Here is a 17471-nt window from a genome sequence, read left to right on the forward strand (position 1 = left end):
AGCGAGTCTGCCTTGTACCTGTTTGAAAGCCTGAATCTGCTGATTCAACGTTACCTGCCAGAGGAGCAGATTAAGCGCCTCAAACAGGCATATCTTGTTGCACGTGATGCTCACGAGGGTCAGACACGCTCCAGTGGTGAGCCTTATATCACTCATCCTGTTGCTGTGGCCTGTATTCTCGCGGAGATGCGGCTCGATTACGAAACCTTAATGGCGGCGTTATTACATGACGTCATTGAAGATACTCCTGCTACATATCAAGATATGGAGCAGTTGTTTGGGAAAAGCGTAGCCGAGCTGGTCGAGGGTGTTTCTAAACTCGATAAACTGAATTTTCGTGACAAGAAAGAAGCTCAGGCGGAAAATTTCCGCAAAATGATCATGGCGATGGTGCAGGATATCCGCGTTATTTTGATCAAACTGGCTGATCGCACACATAACATGCGAACGCTGGGTTCCTTACGCCCAGATAAACGTCGCCGCATTGCACGTGAAACCCTTGAAATATACAGCCCACTGGCCCATCGGCTGGGTATCCATCATTTAAAAACCGAGCTGGAAGAGCTGGGTTTTGAAGCGCTCTACCCCAATCGCTATCGCGTAATTAAAGAAGTGGTGAAAGCCGCACGTGGTAACCGCAAAGAGATGATTCAGAAAATCTTGGCGGAGATTGAAGGGCGTCTGACTGAGGCCGGTATTCCTTGCCGAGTCAGTGGTCGTGAAAAGCATCTCTATTCCATTTATTGCAAAATGAACCTGAAAGAGCAGCGTTTTCACTCCATCATGGATATCTATGCTTTTCGGGTAATAGTCAAAGAAGTCGATACTTGCTACCGCGTGTTGGGTCAGGCTCACAGCCTGTATAAGCCACGCCCCGGTAGAGTGAAAGACTATATTGCCATCCCTAAGGCTAACGGCTATCAATCGTTACATACCTCATTAATCGGCCCTCATGGGGTTCCGGTCGAGGTACAGATTCGTACTGAAGATATGGATCAGATGGCCGAAATGGGGGTTGCTGCACACTGGGCTTATAAAGAGCAGGGTGAGTCTGGCACCACCGCACAAATTCGCGCTCAGCGCTGGATGCAAAGCTTGCTGGAGTTACAGCAAAGTGCAGGCAGCTCATTTGAATTTATTGAAAGCGTAAAATCTGATTTATTCCCTGATGAGATTTACGTTTTCACCCCAGAAGGGCGCATCGTTGAATTACCTGCCGGTGCGACACCTGTCGACTTTGCCTATGCCGTGCATACCGATATTGGCCATGCCTGTGTAGGTGCGCGTGTTGACCGTCAGCCCTACCCGCTTTCTCAGTCACTGAACAGTGGCCAGACCGTTGAGATTATTACCGCTCCGGGTGCTCGGCCAAATGCGGCCTGGCTGAACTTTGTTGTCAGCTCGAAAGCGCGAGCTAAAATTCGCCAGTTGCTGAAAAACCTGAAACGTGATGAATCGGTGAGCCTTGGCCGCCGGTTACTGAATCATGCGTTAGGAAATGGTCGAAAACTGTCTGATATTTCTGAAGATAATATCAAACATGAACTGGACCGTATGAAACTGGCGACGCTAGATGATTTGCTAGCAGAAATTGGCTTGGGTAATGCGATGAGTGTGGTAGTGGCCAAAAACCTGTTGGGTGACCTATCAACGCTGGCGACCTCTGGCACCCGTAATCTGGCAATCAAGGGTGCCGATGGTGTCCTAATTACCTTTGCCAAGTGTTGCCGTCCTATCCCCGGTGACCCGATTATTGCTCATATCAGCCCAGGCAAAGGTTTGGTTATCCATCATGAGTCTTGCCGTAATATCCGTGGCTACCAGAAAGAGCCTGAGAAATTTATGGCGGTTGAGTGGGATCAAGAGACTGAACAAGAGTTCATTGCTGAAATTAAAGTCGATATGTTCAATCAGCAAGGTGCTTTGGCAAATCTGACTGCGGCAATCAATGCAGCCGAATCTAATATTCAGAGCCTGAATACTGAAGAGAAAGATGGCCGGGTATACAGTGCCTTTATTCGCCTGACTACCCGTGACAGGGTCCATCTGGCTAACATAATGCGTAAGATTCGTATCATGCCAGATGTGGTTAAAGTCAGCCGTAATCGTAACTAACGCCTATGAATCCTCAACGCTATGCGCGGATTTGTGAAATGCTGGCTACCAGGCAGCCGGACCTAACGGTTTGCCTGGAGCAAGTACATAAACCTCATAATGTATCCGCTATCATTCGTACAGCTGATGCTGTCGGTATCCATCAAGTACATGCAATTTGGCCAACGACTCAGATGTATACACGACTCTCTTCCGCGGCCGGCAGCAACAGTTGGGTACAAGTCAAAACACACACTCATATTAGCGATGCCATTGCTCATCTGAAATCACAGAACATGCAAGTTCTGGCAACGCATCTGTCTGATAATGCTGTCGATTTTCGTGAAATAGACTATACCCGCCCAACCTGTATTTTGATGGGACAAGAGAAGACCGGTATATCTGAGGAAGCGTTAGCACTCGCGGACCAAGACATCATTATTCCGATGATCGGCATGGTGCAATCACTCAATGTTTCTGTCGCGTCTGCGTTGATTTTATATGAAGCCCAACGGCAGCGGCAAAATGCAGGTATGTATCAGCGAGCAAAAAGTGTCTTGCCCGAAGATGAGCAGCAACGATTACTGTTTGAGGGGGGGTATCCGGTATTGGCACAAGTCGCCAAACGGAAAGGGCTACCTCAACCACATATTGATGAGCAGGGTCAGGTTATTGCCGATGCACAATGGTGGTCTGCCATGCAAGCCACGGAGTCTTAAATGAAAGGCCGCCTGCTGGATGCAGTACCCCTCAGTACACTTTCCGGTGTTGGCGCAAGTCAGGCTGGGAAGCTGGCTAAAATGGGGTTGGAAACCATCCAAGACCTACTGCTTCACCTCCCACTACGTTATGAAGATCGTACTCGCCTGTATCGTATTGGCGATTTAATGCCTGGCCTCTCGGTTAATGTTGAGGGCGAGGTTCTACGTTCTGATATCACCTTTGGCCGCCGCCGCATGATGACCTGCCAAATCAGCGACGGTAGTGGTGTTCTCACTCTGCGTTTCTTTAACTTCAACGCTGCGATGAAAAACAGTTTGTCTCCGGGCAAGCATGTTATCGCCTACGGCGAAGTCAAACGGGGCAATACTGGGGCGGAAATCATTCACCCTGAATATCGGGTGCATGGCGAGAACATTGGCGTTGAATTACAAGAGTCCCTGACACCCGTTTATCCCACCACCGAAGGGATTCGTCAGGCAACCTTGCGCAAACTTATCGATCAAGCGCTGGCGATGCTGGATACTTGTGTTATTGCCGAATTATTGCCGATTGAGTTAAGCCGCTCACTCATTAGCTTGCCAGAAGCTATTCATACCCTGCATCGCCCACCAGCAAATATTCAGTTGACTGATTTAGATCAAGGCAAGCATCCTGCACAGCGGCGATTAATCATGGAAGAGCTAGTCGCTCATAACCTCAGTATGTTGGCTGTCCGGGCCGGCGCGCAAAGCTATCGGGCATTACCGCTATTGGCAGAGCAACAACTCAAACAACGTTTTCTGGCCGCGCTACCTTTCAGCCCCACGCATGCCCAGCAACGGGTAGTGGCGGAGATTGAGCAGGATATGACCCATAACTTCCCGATGATGCGATTGATTCAAGGGGACGTTGGCTCAGGAAAAACATTGGTTGCAGCCCTGGCCGCGCTACGGGCAATTGCTCACGGCAAGCAGGTTGCTTTGATGGCACCCACCGAATTACTGGCAGAACAACATGCCTCCACTTTCCGCCAATGGCTAGAACCGTTGGGGCTGCAAGTGGGCTGGCTGGCTGGCAAGCAAAAAGGTAAAGCCCGTATAGCACAGCAAGAAGCTGTCGCCAGCGGTCAGGTTGCAATGGTTGTTGGCACCCATGCGATGTTTCAAGAACAGGTGCAGTTCTCTGGACTGGCGCTTGTTATTATTGATGAACAACATCGTTTTGGTGTTCATCAACGGCTCGCTTTATGGGAAAAGGGCGAGGAGCAAGGTTTCCATCCACATCAACTCATTATGACCGCGACCCCAATTCCAAGAACGCTGGCCATGACTGCCTATGCAGATCTTGATACCTCAGTAATTGATGAGCTTCCGCCAGGTAGAACACCGGTGACTACAGTGGCAATCCCTGATACCCGCCGCAGTGATGTTATCCAGCGAGTTAAAAATGCCTGTCTGGAAGAGGGTCGGCAAGCTTATTGGGTCTGCACACTGATTGAGGAATCTGAAGTCCTGGAAGCGCAGGCCGCCGAAGTAACTTGTGAAGAACTGAAAATTGCTTTGCCGGAAATTAAAGTCGGTTTAGTTCATGGGCGCATGAAAGGACCAGAAAAACAGGCAGTTATGCAGGCATTTAAACAGGGTGAGTTGCAGCTATTGGTGGCAACCACAGTGATCGAGGTTGGGGTCGATGTGCCTAACGCCAGCCTGATGATAATCGATAACCCGGAACGCTTGGGGTTAGCGCAATTACATCAGTTACGAGGCCGTGTCGGCCGTGGTGCTATCGCCTCTCATTGTGTATTACTCTATAAAACGCCGTTGAGTAAAACCGCCCAGATGCGTTTGCAAGTGTTACGTGATAGTAATGATGGCTTTGTCATTGCCCAGCGAGATTTAGAAATCCGTGGACCGGGCGAATTGTTGGGAACACGGCAAACTGGAAGTGCGGAGTTCAAAGTGGCTGATTTACTGCGCGATCAGGCGATGATTCCCGAAGTCCAACGGGTAGCTCGCCATCTGCACCAGCAATATCCTGAACATGCACGCGCATTGATTGAGCGCTGGCTACCAGAGCGAGCGCGTTACACTAACGCTTAATAAATAAGGGGCAGGTAAACCCACCCCTAAGTGCAGTTACCCTACCACCGCTGGGAATATTGGCAGTAAAAGATACAGCTTAATCACGATCGCATTAGCGATATCAATAAAGAATGCGCCAACCATTGGTACCACTAAGAACGCCAGATGAGATGGGCCAAAACGGTCAGTAATCGCTTGCATATTGGCGATTGCAGTCGGTGTTGCACCCAGACCAAAACCACAGTGCCCCGCCGCCAGTACCGCTGCATCATAGTTTTTTCCCATGATGCGATAAGTGACAAAGATAGCGTACAACGCCATCGCCAGTGCCTGAACTGACAAAATTACCAGCATCGGTAATGCCAGTGAAGCCAGCTCCCAGAGCTTCAAACTCATCAGTGCCATTGCCAAAAACAGTGACAGACTGACATTGCCCAGCACTGATACCGCACGATCAAAGACTTTATAGAAGCCGATTGCCGACAACGTGTTACTGAGGATAACCCCGACAAACAGCACACAAACAAAGATTGGCAGTTCAAACATCGTGCCCTGCAACCAACCCGCAATCACATTGCCTGCCATCAGGCAGATAGCTATCATGGCGATGGTTTCAACTAACACCAACGAGGTGATCATGCGCCCCGCCGAAGGCTTTTCAAATGCGGAAGGGACTTCGCTGTCCTCCGGCGTACCATCGGGTGTGGAAGAGCGCTTCACCAGGTAGCGGGCTACCGGGCCACCAATCAATCCCCCCAGCACCAAACCAAATGTTGCACAAGCCATAGCAACTTCTGTTGCATTTTCAAAGCCATAGCGTTCAGAAAAGAGTTTACTCCACGCAGCACCAGTACCGTGCCCACCTGATAAGGTAATTGAGCCAGCTAGTAACCCCATCAACGGGTCTAGCCCCATCAATTTAGCAAGCGCAATACCAATTGCGTTCTGCATGAGCAACAAACCAATGACCACAAACACAAATACGCTCAAAGCTTTGCCGCCAGCACGTAAGCTAGCCAGATTGGCATTCAAACCAATAGTTGCAAAGAATGCCAGCATCAAGGGATCTTTGAGCGACATATCAAAACTGATTTCCCAGCCAAGAGTCTTTTGCATCAGCAACATCAAGAAGGCAACCAACAAACCGCCGGCTACTGGTTCAGGAATAGTGTATTTTTTCAGGAATGGGACAGTTTGTACGAGTTTTCGGCCTAATAATAAAACCAAGCAGGCCGCGACTAGCGTGCCATAGGTATCGAGATGAAACATCTTGGTACTCCATGCGATTGAAATATCGATTAAAAATATGACGTTAGACAGTTCCTTAAAAACGCCAAAACAGTTAAGGAAGGGATTAGAAGAAAAAACGCCGCCCATTACAAGTTTAGTAATAGAAAAATGCAGGTGAGCACCGAATAGAATTATTTTTAAAAACGCAGCGCAACCGATTGCTTTTGTGAGCCGGATCATTAAAATGCCCTCTTTGCCGATCCGGGAATGCCACTCCATGTCTACGCAATCCGCCGAGCTTGATACTCCACAGCAAGCAGCCACTCGCCCCAGCGAATTGATTTACCGTTTAGAAGACCGCCCCCCACTCGCCCAAACATTGTTCGCTGCTTGCCAGCATTTATTGGCGATGTTTGTCGCAGTGATAACCCCTGGCTTATTGATTTGTCAGGCGCTGGGACTACCAGCGGAAGATACCCAACGCATTATTAGCATGTCGCTATTTGCCTCCGGCTTGGCATCGTTACTGCAAATTAAAACCTGGGGGCCAGTTGGCTCTGGCCTATTATCGATTCAGGGCACCAGTTTTAACTTTGTTTCGCCATTGATTATGGGTGGCCTGGCGCTAAAAAACGGCGGCGCAGATATCCCAACCATGATGGCGGCACTGTTTGGTACGCTAATGGTGGCGTCCTGCACCGAAATTATACTTTCCCGCTTCCTGCATCTGGCGCGCCGCATTATCACCCCACTGGTATCTGGTATCGTGGTGATGATCATCGGTTTGTCATTGATTCAGGTTGGGCTGACATCAATTGGCGGCGGTTATGGTGCAATGAGTGACCATACCTTTGGCGCACCGAAAAACCTGCTATTAGCGGGTGCCGTATTAGTCGTGATTATTCTACTGAACCGCCAGCGCAACCCGTATTTGCGTGTGGCCTCTTTAGTCATTGCGATGGCCGTGGGTTACTTGCTGGCCTGGTCGTTGGGTATGTTGCCAGAGAGCCGCCCGGTGGTAGATACCGCGCTGATCACTATCCCAACACCACTCTATTATGGCCTCTCCTTTGATTGGAATCTGCTGGTACCACTGATGTTAATCTTCATGGTGACCTCACTGGAGACCATTGGTGATATCACCGCGACCTCGGATGTCTCTGAACAACCTGTTCATGGCCCGTTGTATATGAAACGCCTGAAAGGTGGTGTGCTGGCGAATGGTTTGAACTCCATGCTGTCGGCAGTGTTCAACACCTTCCCTAACTCCTGCTTCGGCCAGAACAATGGCGTGATCCAGTTGACCGGTGTTGCCAGTCGTTATGTCGGTTTCGTTGTCGCACTGATGCTGATTGTTCTGGGCTTGTTCCCGGCGGTTGCAGGTTTCGTGCAACATATTCCTGAACCAGTGCTGGGGGGCGCCACGCTGGTGATGTTCGGTACCATTGCAGCTTCCGGCGTGCGTATTGTCTCTCGTGAAACACTCAATCGGCGCGCTATTATGATTATGGCTCTGTCATTGGCAGTTGGTATGGGTGTGGCACAACAGCCATTGATTCTACAATTCGCGCCAGATTGGGTAAAAACGCTGCTTTCTTCCGGGATTGCTGCCGGTGGTATTACTGCCATTGTGCTTAACTTACTCTTCCCACAAGAAAAATAATCTTTACATCAACACGTCAATGAAATGGCCGGTCGTAAACGATCCCGGCCATTTTTTTATCGCCGGATAACTGATTGTCTATTGAGCTCATGGACAAATTACGGCATAAACAGGGTTCCGTATCACCGACAGGCGTGGAAAGACCGGATGAAATTTCTCGGGAAAGTGCTGCTAACGTTATTACTACTACTGGTGCTGTCCGTAGTGCTGTGTTACGTATTGCTCCAAACCAGTTGGGCTGCCGGTTGGCTGAGCCGTTGGGTTAGTGATAATAGTGAATATCGCCTCTCTCTGGGTAAAATAGACCACTCATGGTCCCAACCGGGACAAATCAGTTTCAGTGATATCACTCTGGGCCGGGCCAATCAGCCTCCGTTTCTTGTTGCCCAACAAGCGCTGTTTGGCCTGAGTTGGCGGCAACTGACCGAGCCTCGTCACCTTCTCAGTCTCAATCTGCAAAATGGTCGTTTAATCCTCAGTAACAGCCCATCACCGCTGCCATTACAGGCTGATACCTTGCAGTTGACTAATATGGCCCTCGATACCACTCTTGAGGCGAAAAACTCAGCAACTCAGTGGAAGATTGCGGGTCAGCAAGTGACTGGCGGTTTGGTGCCTTGGCAGCCACAACCGGGTAATAGCCTTGGCGAAAATGCTCAATTTCAGTTTAGTGCCGGTTCTTTAACCATTAACGGTATTACCGCGCAACAACTTTATCTGCAAGGCTCGATACAGAAAAATGCCCTGACCCTAACCAATTTTGGGGCAGATATCGCGCAGGGTGAATTGACCGGTAACGCCAGCCAAGCGGCTGATGGCAGTTGGCTGGTCGATCGCCTGCGGCTCAGCAATATTCGCCTACAAACACCAGCATCGATAGATGATGTTTGGAATACATTCTTACAACTCCCGCCGATTACGCTAAAACGGTTTGATTTAATTGATGCGCGAGTAGAAGGGAAAAGCTGGGCATTTAATGACCTGGATTTGACGCTAAAAAATATCACGTTTAAACAAGGCGATTGGCAAACAGAGGATGGCGAACTGTCCTTCAATGCCGGTGATATTATCAAGGGTAATATTCATCTGATTGACCCAATAGCAACATTTACTTTATCTCCGGCTGGCGTCGCAATTAATCAGTTCTCAACCCGCTGGCAGGATGGTCTATTAAGAACTCAGGGGAATTGGGCGCGCGATACTCATCGCCTGCAATTGGATGAACTGACACTGGTCGCGCTGGTTTACACTCTGCCTGCCGATTGGAAGCAACAATGGCAACAAACATTGCCAAACTGGCTATCCGAGGTGTACGTCGGCAAGCTTAGTGCTAATCGTAACTTGTTGATTGATATCAGCCCTGACTTCCCCTTCCAGATTACATCGCTGGACGCCGCAGGCACTAACTTACTGTTGGCAAAAAACCATCAGTGGGGTGTATGGTCTGGCTCATTAATGTTGAATGCAGGTAATGCGACATTTAATAAAAATGATATTCGCCGTCCGTCACTGGCCCTCAATGCCAATGAACAACAGATTACATTTAGTGAGTTAAGCGCATTCACCAAAGAGGGCTTACTGGAGTCCACCGCCAGTATTGACCAAACGCCTGCCCGCGCCTTATCACTGGCGCTGACCGGCCGTTCTGTCAATCTGGATATCTTGCAAAACTGGGGTTGGCCAGCATTACCGTTGCATGGCCTGGGCAACCTAAAATTACAGATAAAAGGAAGTCTGGCTGCCGATACACCATTGAAACCTACTGTTAGCGGCTCTCTACAAGCTACTGACAGCAATGGGCAACAAGTCAATCAAACTATGCAGCATGGTGAAGTGCATAGCGTAGCGGGGCAATAAGGGCGTTTTACACTGCCCTACCAGATTGCTGCTGGGTGACAACGCCGATTACATGATATTTTTCATGTAATCGGCACAGAAGTTTGTCCTACATAAGAGGGAACGAACCCGAATATTCAAAGAAACTCTGCGGAACATAATTATTTATCTTATTTTCATAACAATACTCAACAACCTGTTTTTTACTGGTCACACTGGCCTTTCGATAGATGTTTTGAGTTATATTACAAACTGTTCTGGTGGATAAATGGATTTTTTTAGCAATCTCTTTACTTGAGAAAGCATGTAAAATATAAAACAACACCTCCCATTCTCTTTTAGTAAATAATTCTGATGGCGGGGTAAAGATAAGTGAGGTGGGGACTTTTATTTTACCTAAATTTGTTAACAACATATCATGCACAGGTCTTACATGGAAAATAACACCTTGCGATATCCCATCGCTATCTATTAACGGATATTTGTCACAGAAATTAGGCTTAAAATAGGAAAGGCCATCCCACTCATGTATTTCAACCGCTGTTATACGATCCTGCAATAGCTCTACCTTACGGTCATGCTCTTGAAACTCAACCTCAAAATCTGATATTGGAGTGGGAAGTTCGCCATCAGACCGCCCCTCTACACAGTATTTATCCGGTAAAGCTAATAATTTATTGAATCTGTTATTTGCATAAATAAATCTTGATTGATTATCTTTAACCCCCCAAGGTTCTGAACTATGCTCCCAAAACCGTATTAATACCTCAAGCGAGTTTAGTAATGTCTTATCCATCATTACTTTCCCCTTAAATTTACGTTACCTTTCCCCGCAAGCGGAAAAGAACCTGAGTATTCAAAGAAACTTTGTGGTACATAGTTATTAATTTTCTTCTCATAACAATATTCTATAACCTGTTTTTTACTGGTCACACCGGCCTTTCTATAGATATTTTGAATTATATTGCAGACTGATCTGGTTGATAAATTAAGCTTTTTAGCAATGTCAGGGCTTGAAAAAGCATGTAAAATATAAAATAACACCTCCCACTCTCTTTTGGTAAATGACTCTGATGGCGGGGTAAAGATAAGTGAGGTGGGGACTTTTATTTTATTTAAATGCGTTAATATTATATCTTCTACTGGCCTTGCATGAAAAATAAGCCCCTGTGAAATGCCGTTTTTATCTATTAATGGATACTTATCACAAAAGTAAGGTTGAAAATAGGAACGTCGCTCAAATGCATGGATTTCAATCGTTGTCGCACGTTCTTTCGATAATATCGCCTGACGGTCATGTTCCTGAAATTCAGTCTGAAACTCTGCCGTTGGCGCAGGAAGTTCGCCATCTAATCGCCCTTCCACACTAAATTTATCAGGTAAGCCTAATAATGTACCAAACCTATTATTTGCATAAATAAACACTGACTTGTTATCCTTAACCCCCCAAGCTTCCGAACTATTTTCCCAAAATGGTATTAACATTTTAAGCGAGTTTAGTAGTTTTTTATCCATTTGAACCACCCTCTTAACGTTAGTTTTGCCTTACTCTTCGAATAATCATCCGCCCTCGATAATCGATGAACCTACTGGGCCATATCTCTCGAGGGGAAACACCGATAGCGTCTGCAATAATTACTTCTCCCTTGGGCCACGGGCGTGTTAGCGCGTTAGCTAATGTACTTGGCGAAAGCCCGCTCTCTCTTGATAATGCTGCTAGTGAGCCTTTTGCTTTCCGTATTGCAGCTAAAATATCTTGTCTATGCCAATCTCTATCCATTTTAATTCACTCCCATTAAAAAATTTATTATAAATTCCTTAATTAAATGACTCAGACTAGTTTAGATTTATCTATAGTTAGCTATTTAATAAATAATATTAAGGGTTGATTTATATTTATAAATAGCAAACAGCAGATGTTAATTTATTAAATAACGATTACGCTGTATGATCCAGTGCATTAGTTACTCTTTTTTTAAAAAAACCAAATAAAACAACCCTGCATTATTTAGCTAAACATAGATTATAGATAATTTAACGATGATAAATTAAAGAAAAGGTTAAGAAAGGAGGTTTATAAAATCACACTAAAAAATATTGAAGTAAACCGATAAACAACTCGATAGCACCGTTTATCGGTTTACTATTTCAAATTACTCATTAATTAACTAATAACTAGCCATAAACCAACAAATTCATAGCCACTGAGTTGTTCAAAGAGTTCAGCTGTTGGATTACCCCAATCATTATCACGAACTCCGGTGGCGGGATCGTAATAAAGTCCGTCGGAACCACGAGCTAACATGTGAAGAGCTTGCGGGCCGGAAGCCACACAAATCAATTGTACTTGCCCATGAGCCGGCTCTACATAAACAGCATCCGTATGTACATTTGGCTCCCCTACCACCGCCACACAGGCAGCTTGCTCAGCTGGATACAACGCCCCCAAGGCATATAAGCCAGCAGCGGTGATATTCACCGATACCACCCGTGCGAAATCTATCGCCACAGCAGCCATTGCCGCAGGTGAGTTATATCCGCCACCCGCAACGTTTGCCCCACCATCGGGGTTAAGTATCCCAGTCAGACCATAGATCTTATCCTTAGCGTTAATAAAATCATCGTCTTGTTGAATGACATTATTATTTTCTCCATAAGTGATAATGGTACTTTCCGGCCACAGTGCAAATGCAGCCAATGTGGCAGTTAATGCATAAGCACCACACTCATTACTGAGCGGTGGCTGAGTCAGTTGACTAACAGGATTCGGAAATTGGCCCAATAATAGATTTAGCGAAATACTGGTTGTTAGATTAGGCATATAGCCTCCTCATAGAAATAATAAATAGGGGAGTACAGGTACGGCACTGTTGATCAGGCAGGCCGTACACGCGTGTTTTTATCAAGCAGCGCTAACCGTCCAGGTGCCCTGAGGGTTATAAGTAACATTGAATGCGGTCACACCTTGGGTGGTATCACATATCGCGGACCCAACTGAAGACGTAGAGAAGTTAATAACCGTCCCCGCCTGATAGGTACCCGTTTGGACATAAAAACTCAGCACTGGCTGACAATCGATATTTTTGCTTGGTTCTGCATTGATGAAACTCGACAGTACGCTACTGCCACTGGCACTTTGCACCGCCAACCCCGCGTTAAATACATCTGTGACGGGGTTAAATGCAGGAGTGACAATACGATAAGCACCAGGTTGCACCCCCTCGGTATAAGTCGCAGGAGACAGACCAAGAGAAGGATCAACCGACATTACCGTGGTGTTTGCTGTTTGTACTCCAGCGGTAATAGAGGTCAAATCGACAGGCTGGCTTGAGGTGATATATCCTGAATCTTGCCCAACCAACAAGCTTGGTAGTTGAGATTGCGCTCCAGCATAAAATTGCATTAAACATTCAAAGGTCAGTACAGAACCCGAGCTGGCAAAAGGTGATAACACTTCCTGATAAATACTGTTGGAGTAAACTTTAGCGCCACCGGTATAAATCGCCGGTTTTTGGAAGAAAAAGAAATCCTGCGCTGTCGGGCTGTTATTGATTACGTTAATTGTATATAGAGTACTCATAGTGTGTTCCTTATAAATAAGAGGGAGACATCATTAGGTAGTACATCCGATATTCGCTCTACCCACAGTACAAATTGCAACCTGTGTGCCAACTAGATAATCAATTGATTTTTAATAATTAATTAAAATCTAAGGGGTTTAAAAACACCTAGGATGGACGATACTGTCCAAGTGAGAGACGGTGATTGGTCGAAAACGTCCATGCCCCAGAATGCCGCTTCACTCCGGCTTATCCAGTTCAGCCAGCAACTGAATTGCCCGGCTGACAAAAGGTGGAACATGGTGAGAGTCGATGCTTTTCAGAATGGAAGACAGCAAGGCAACCGCTTCAGCTTTTCGTCGCGATTGCCCTAACAAACGAGCCAGTTCACTGGTAGCAATAATTTGTGCGGGAATAATACCCAACGTTTGCGCACTCGCGATGGCGCAGCGAAAGCCTTGTTCAGCGCCAACAATGTCATTCAATGCCAGTCTGGCACGGGCTTTGACGACCATCAACTCACTAAGATAGGCGCGTTCTTGATACTTAAATGCCAAGTCCAATGCCTGTGACATCAGTACATCACATTGTTGCGGCTCACCTGATTGCAGCAATAACTCGCCACGTTTCCATGCCTGGAAGGAGTGAAAAAGCTTTCCTCCTTGGCACAACAGATGGCTATCATAACCCTCAATCATATGCTGTTCAGCCTGAACATAGTCATGCTGCATGAGCAAATAACACCCCTTCAGTACCTTCCCTAACCCCTGATAAAAAGTAAATCCATATTGCTGCGCCTGCACTGCTAATTCGTGGGTCAAGCGACCTAAACTGTCACGGTCTTCGAACAAGCAAGCAAGCCACGCCGCGCCCCGTAAGGAGATAACCCGATGAAAAGCAATAATGTCTTCCCCCATAGCACGTGAGGCCAGTTTTTGGGCTACCTCTCTGGATTTTTTAAATTCACCTAGTTGAAATAAAGCCAGCCCTTTCAGGGTCAGTGCCATGCCAACCAAATCCAATCCTTGTTGATCAGCATACTCGCAAGGGGTAGTCAGTAACTTACTGCGAGCTAAACATGTTAAGACTTCTTGATTATCCCCCAACCAAAATAGGGTACTGGCAAGAGCGATATGTGCTTCACTCCATATTGACGCGGTTTTTTCAGTCAGGCCCCATTGCAGTAACTCCTGAGCCAGAGTGCGGACATGCGGTAAATCAAGGGTCACCAACTGGGCCGACCAACGCCAAAAGAGTAATCCTGCCAGCTCAGACTCATCACCTGCTTTTTTACCTAGCGCGATGGCATCATTATGATATTTAAGCGCATCATGGCTTAACCAACCATAAAGTATTTGATAGCTGATACTGAGTTGGCGATAGAGCTTGTAATGAAGCTGTCGAACCTCTTCATCCAAGGTGATTCCCAGCAGTAGTTGTAACCCTTTCTGTAAATCAACGATGGCTTCATGGTAGGCGGAGCAATTCATTAACCGCATACCTTCCTGCAAGTGTTGTAATGCTATTGGCCGTTTATCCATCCGGCCATGAATTCGCCGTTCCACTGACTTACGACTAATCCCTAATAGTTGTGCCGCTGCTGTTTTATTACCGGTAGTACGCTGCAACGCTCGGTCTATCAATAACTGCTCCACCGCAACGAGCTTATCAGCCCCCGGCAATGCCAGCATGGCATCAGCAAGCAGGTCAGATGACACTTTCACTTCGAGTTGTGAGGTTGGCATAAAGGTATCCAACACCTCACGCGTAATTAAATGGCTATCAGATAATGCCGCAAGCCTGTCGACCAGATTGCGCAACTCCCGCACATTACCCGGCCAAGGATACTGCTGTAAGTAAGACATAGCCTGGGAATTGAAAACTAACGGGTGAGTTTGTAACCCTGAGAAATAGTCAATTAATGCGGGGATATCCTCCCTTCGCTGGCTGAGAGCAGGAATATCCAGAGTAATGACACCTAAGCGGTAATAAAGGTCTTCCCTAAAAACACCACTTTTTACCTGAGCAAGTAAATTTCGGTGAGTGGCAGCGACCACTCGCCCATTAAAGTGGCGAATGTCGCTGCTGCCGATAGGCCGGAAAGTACGAGTTTCCAATGCACGCAATAACTTAGGCTGTACTGACAAAGGCATTTCACCTATTTCATCTAAAAACAGCGTGCCATTACCGACCATTTCCAGATGACCACGCCGATCGCCAGAGGCACCAGTAAACGCACCTTTGACATGACCAAATAGCTCAGCTTCAACCAAATGCTCAGGGATTGCGCCACAGTTGAGATCAATAAATGGAGCTGAAGGATTTTTGCTACGTTGGTGTATCAGTTGGGCAATAACTTCTTTTCCACACCCAGTAGGGCCACAAATCAGTAAAGTTTGTTGTGATGGCGCAACCCGGTCAACTAAACGTAAAAGTTGCTTAAATGCTGCGGATGAACCAATAACATTAATTGATGTTTTCTCATTACATACCATCATAACTCCCTCCTTGACACCAAGGATGGGGAATCAAAATCGAACCATCTGGAGGTGATTGCTGTGATTCAAAAAGAAATAAGACAAGTATCTACGCATGATTTTATTTAATTATATCAATCATATTTAGTATATTGGTCAGTGGGTAACACTGAGAAAATTACTTTTTGATTCGCCTCCAAAAAATGATCAATCAGAAACATGAATATATAACTGTAAGTTATCTATTGAATATTGCACATACCACAGCAAAGAATTCGATAAATTAGTGCGAGGGGTCACAGGAAAAGAATGTATAGATAGAACGCGGGAGGATAAAAGAAAGTTATAAATGTACACCCGCTCATCTGTTATCAGTAAAGCGGGCATAGCGGAGGGCGTGAATTAACTCACGGCATCCTCTCCAGCAGCAACTGGCAACACCATGTAAGTTCCTGAAAAAACAGCACCAGCATCTTCATCACCGAATAGATTCACGTCTAACTGCACTCTGGCACGACGGCCACGGGCCAATCTATCCAGATCACCACTCAGGGAGCTTAGCTCAGCCACTGCCCGGGGCCGACCAGTAACCGGCGCACTGTAACGAATGTGGGCATCAGCGAGAATAATCGTGCCGCCCAAATGGCGCTCACGCAATAATAGCCAAATCAAGCCCCAGCCCGTCAGGGTCGCCAACGAAAAAAGGCTACCAGCAAATAAGGTATGGTGAGGATTTTGATTACCCGCCTCTGGCATGGTAGTGACAAAACGCTGGCCGGTATATTGGCTGATGCGCACCCCCATTTTTTCACTAAGCGGAATATGGTCGTACCAGGCTTGCTGCAACTGACCGCACCAATCAGGGCGATGCAGAATATCGTCCATGGTCACAACCGGTTTTATCATTAAAAAGTGGCGCACAGGTGTGGTTTGCGGGGCGGTTATTTCCCCCTGGCTGACAAAGCCCAGCTTGGCGAAGAAATCTACCGCATCTTCACGCGCGCTACACACAACTCGCTTCACCCCCTCCTGCCGCGCAACTGACTCTAAGGTCATTGCCACCAGCGTTCCCAAACCTTTGGCGCGCACTGATGGGTCAACGGCCAAAAAACGAATCGCAGCCTCATTATCTGCATTGATATATAACCGCCCAATAGCGACAGGTTTACCCTGCTCATCCACCACCATTTGATGATGGGCCATCGCATCATAAGCATCTTTCTCTGAGCCAACCGGTTGGTGCAACGGCTTGCGTAACATTTCCCAGCGGAATTGATAATAATCTTTGAGTTCTTGTTCTGTTATGGGCACACGCAAGTGATACATAGAAGCATTCTCTCTTTAAAATTATCAATAAAATAACCCTCAGTTTTGGGCACTATTCTGCCTCTAGACCTGTAACCAGAAAGTCACTGGGCCATCGTTTACCAAACTGACTTTCATATCTGCGGCAAATAATCCCGTTTCCGTTTTTACACCACGCTCACGACACTGGGCAACAAAATACTGATAAAGCCGATCAGCTTCTGCCGGAACTGCACCACGGGAAAAGCTTGGTCTCATGCCTTTTTGCGTATCTGCCACTAGTGTAAATTGCGAGACGACTAGCACACTGCCACCAGCTTGCAGGACGTTGAGATTCATTTTATCGTTCTCATCGCCAAAAATCCGGTACCCCAAAACCTTTTCACATAGACGCTGTGCTTTTTGCTCGGTGTCCTCTTGTTCGACCCCCAGCAATATCAATAATCCAGGCCCAATCTCACCGACAATATTCCCATCTACGACAACACTGGCGCTAAGCGCCCGTTGAATCAACGCAATCATA

Annotated in this window: 14 protein-coding genes; 5 read left to right on the forward strand and 9 right to left on the reverse strand. The window is 46.8% G+C overall.

What is annotated here, in order from left to right; all coding sequences use genetic code 11:
- Positions 1-12: 12 nt before the first annotated feature.
- Genes spoT through recG form a run of 3 tightly spaced genes read left to right on the forward strand, consistent with a single transcriptional unit; the run spans position 13 to position 4895 of the window.
- Positions 13-2115, forward strand: coding sequence for a bifunctional GTP diphosphokinase/guanosine-3',5'-bis pyrophosphate 3'-pyrophosphohydrolase (gene spoT, locus V1953_RS21065; RefSeq protein WP_083161661.1), 2103 nt, complete (start codon positions 13-15; stop codon positions 2113-2115).
- Between the two features lie 5 nt (positions 2116-2120).
- A complete protein-coding gene (gene trmH / locus V1953_RS21070; protein ID WP_083161659.1) occupies positions 2121-2813 on the forward strand; it encodes a tRNA (guanosine(18)-2'-O)-methyltransferase TrmH in 693 nt (230 codons plus the stop codon).
- Positions 2814-4895, forward strand: a complete 2082-nt coding sequence (gene recG / locus V1953_RS21075) for an ATP-dependent DNA helicase RecG (RefSeq protein WP_372569803.1) — start codon at positions 2814-2816, stop codon at positions 4893-4895.
- A gap of 36 nt (positions 4896-4931) precedes the next feature.
- On the opposite strand, the gene gltS is transcribed toward recG, so the two are convergent.
- Positions 4932-6146 carry a sodium/glutamate symporter gene (gene gltS / locus V1953_RS21080; RefSeq protein ID WP_083163981.1) on the reverse strand — a complete coding sequence of 405 codons (1215 nt, stop codon included), beginning with the start codon at positions 6144-6146 and terminating at the stop codon, positions 4932-4934.
- Positions 6147-6384: 238 nt separating this feature from the next.
- Between gltS and V1953_RS21085 the strand changes: the two genes are divergently transcribed.
- Together V1953_RS21085 and V1953_RS21090 are read left to right on the forward strand one after the other, a co-directional pair.
- Positions 6385-7770: a uracil-xanthine permease family protein gene (locus V1953_RS21085; RefSeq protein ID WP_083161655.1), complete on the forward strand. Its 1386-nt coding sequence runs from the start codon at positions 6385-6387 to the stop codon at positions 7768-7770.
- 147 nt (positions 7771-7917) lie between these two features.
- Complete coding sequence (locus V1953_RS21090) at positions 7918-9627, forward strand: AsmA family protein (RefSeq protein WP_372569805.1); 1710 nt, start codon at positions 7918-7920, stop codon at positions 9625-9627.
- Positions 9628-9715: 88 nt separating this feature from the next.
- On the opposite strand, the gene V1953_RS21095 is transcribed toward V1953_RS21090, so the two are convergent.
- From V1953_RS21095 to dtd, 8 genes are all read right to left on the reverse strand, one after another.
- Complete coding sequence (locus V1953_RS21095) at positions 9716-10402, reverse strand: helix-turn-helix transcriptional regulator (RefSeq protein ID WP_442851346.1); 687 nt, start codon at positions 10400-10402, stop codon at positions 9716-9718.
- 2 nt (positions 10403-10404) lie between these two features.
- Positions 10405-11121 (reverse strand): helix-turn-helix transcriptional regulator, encoded by a 717-nt coding sequence (locus V1953_RS21100; RefSeq protein ID WP_083161649.1) that lies wholly within the window; start codon positions 11119-11121, stop codon positions 10405-10407.
- A gap of 19 nt (positions 11122-11140) precedes the next feature.
- Entirely contained in the window at positions 11141-11386 is a 246-nt protein-coding gene (locus V1953_RS21105; protein ID WP_083161647.1) for a helix-turn-helix domain-containing protein, read from the reverse strand.
- A gap of 384 nt (positions 11387-11770) precedes the next feature.
- Positions 11771-12427: a hypothetical protein gene (locus V1953_RS21110; RefSeq protein ID WP_083161645.1), complete on the reverse strand. Its 657-nt coding sequence runs from the start codon at positions 12425-12427 to the stop codon at positions 11771-11773.
- An 81-nt stretch (positions 12428-12508) separates the two neighbouring features.
- On the reverse strand, positions 12509-13186 hold the full coding sequence (locus tag V1953_RS21115) for a hypothetical protein (protein WP_083161643.1): 678 nt from the start codon (positions 13184-13186) through the stop codon (positions 12509-12511).
- Between the two features lie 219 nt (positions 13187-13405).
- The gene (locus tag V1953_RS21120; protein WP_083161641.1) at positions 13406-15664 is read right to left on the reverse strand and encodes a sigma-54 interaction domain-containing protein; all 2259 of its coding nucleotides are present in this window, start codon (positions 15662-15664) and stop codon (positions 13406-13408) included.
- Between the two features lie 381 nt (positions 15665-16045).
- On the reverse strand, positions 16046-16969 hold the full coding sequence (fabY, locus tag V1953_RS21125) for a fatty acid biosynthesis protein FabY (protein WP_083161639.1): 924 nt from the start codon (positions 16967-16969) through the stop codon (positions 16046-16048).
- Positions 16970-17032: 63 nt separating this feature from the next.
- On the reverse strand, positions 17033-17470 hold the full coding sequence (dtd, locus tag V1953_RS21130; protein ID WP_083161637.1) for a D-aminoacyl-tRNA deacylase: 438 nt from the start codon (positions 17468-17470) through the stop codon (positions 17033-17035).
- Position 17471: the final 1 nt, after the last annotated feature.

The organism is Yersinia sp. 2541 StPb PI (genome assembly GCF_052217145.1).
In the GTDB taxonomy this organism is placed as follows: domain Bacteria; phylum Pseudomonadota; class Gammaproteobacteria; order Enterobacterales; family Enterobacteriaceae; genus Yersinia; species Yersinia enterocolitica_E.

Excerpts from the sequence above, each read along its gene's own strand:
- trmH (WP_083161659.1), top strand. The coding sequence starts at position 2,121 with ATGAATCCTCAACGCTATGCGCGGATTTGTGAAATGCTGGCTACCAGG.
- recG (WP_372569803.1), top strand. The coding sequence starts at position 2,814 with ATGAAAGGCCGCCTGCTGGATGCAGTACCCCTCAGTACACTTTCCGGT.
- gltS (WP_083163981.1), bottom strand. The coding sequence starts at position 6,146 with ATGTTTCATCTCGATACCTATGGCACGCTAGTCGCGGCCTGCTTGGTT.
- V1953_RS21085 (WP_083161655.1), top strand. The coding sequence starts at position 6,385 with ATGTCTACGCAATCCGCCGAGCTTGATACTCCACAGCAAGCAGCCACT.
- V1953_RS21090 (WP_372569805.1), top strand. The coding sequence starts at position 7,918 with ATGAAATTTCTCGGGAAAGTGCTGCTAACGTTATTACTACTACTGGTG.
- V1953_RS21095 (WP_442851346.1), bottom strand. The coding sequence starts at position 10,402 with ATGGATAAGACATTACTAAACTCGCTTGAGGTATTAATACGGTTTTGG.
- V1953_RS21100 (WP_083161649.1), bottom strand. The coding sequence starts at position 11,121 with ATGGATAAAAAACTACTAAACTCGCTTAAAATGTTAATACCATTTTGG.
- V1953_RS21105 (WP_083161647.1), bottom strand. The coding sequence starts at position 11,386 with ATGGATAGAGATTGGCATAGACAAGATATTTTAGCTGCAATACGGAAA.
- V1953_RS21110 (WP_083161645.1), bottom strand. The coding sequence starts at position 12,427 with ATGCCTAATCTAACAACCAGTATTTCGCTAAATCTATTATTGGGCCAA.
- V1953_RS21115 (WP_083161643.1), bottom strand. The coding sequence starts at position 13,186 with ATGAGTACTCTATATACAATTAACGTAATCAATAACAGCCCGACAGCG.
- V1953_RS21120 (WP_083161641.1), bottom strand. The coding sequence starts at position 15,664 with ATGATGGTATGTAATGAGAAAACATCAATTAATGTTATTGGTTCATCC.
- fabY (WP_083161639.1), bottom strand. The coding sequence starts at position 16,969 with ATGTATCACTTGCGTGTGCCCATAACAGAACAAGAACTCAAAGATTAT.
- dtd (WP_083161637.1), bottom strand. The coding sequence starts at position 17,470 with ATGATTGCGTTGATTCAACGGGCGCTTAGCGCCAGTGTTGTCGTAGAT.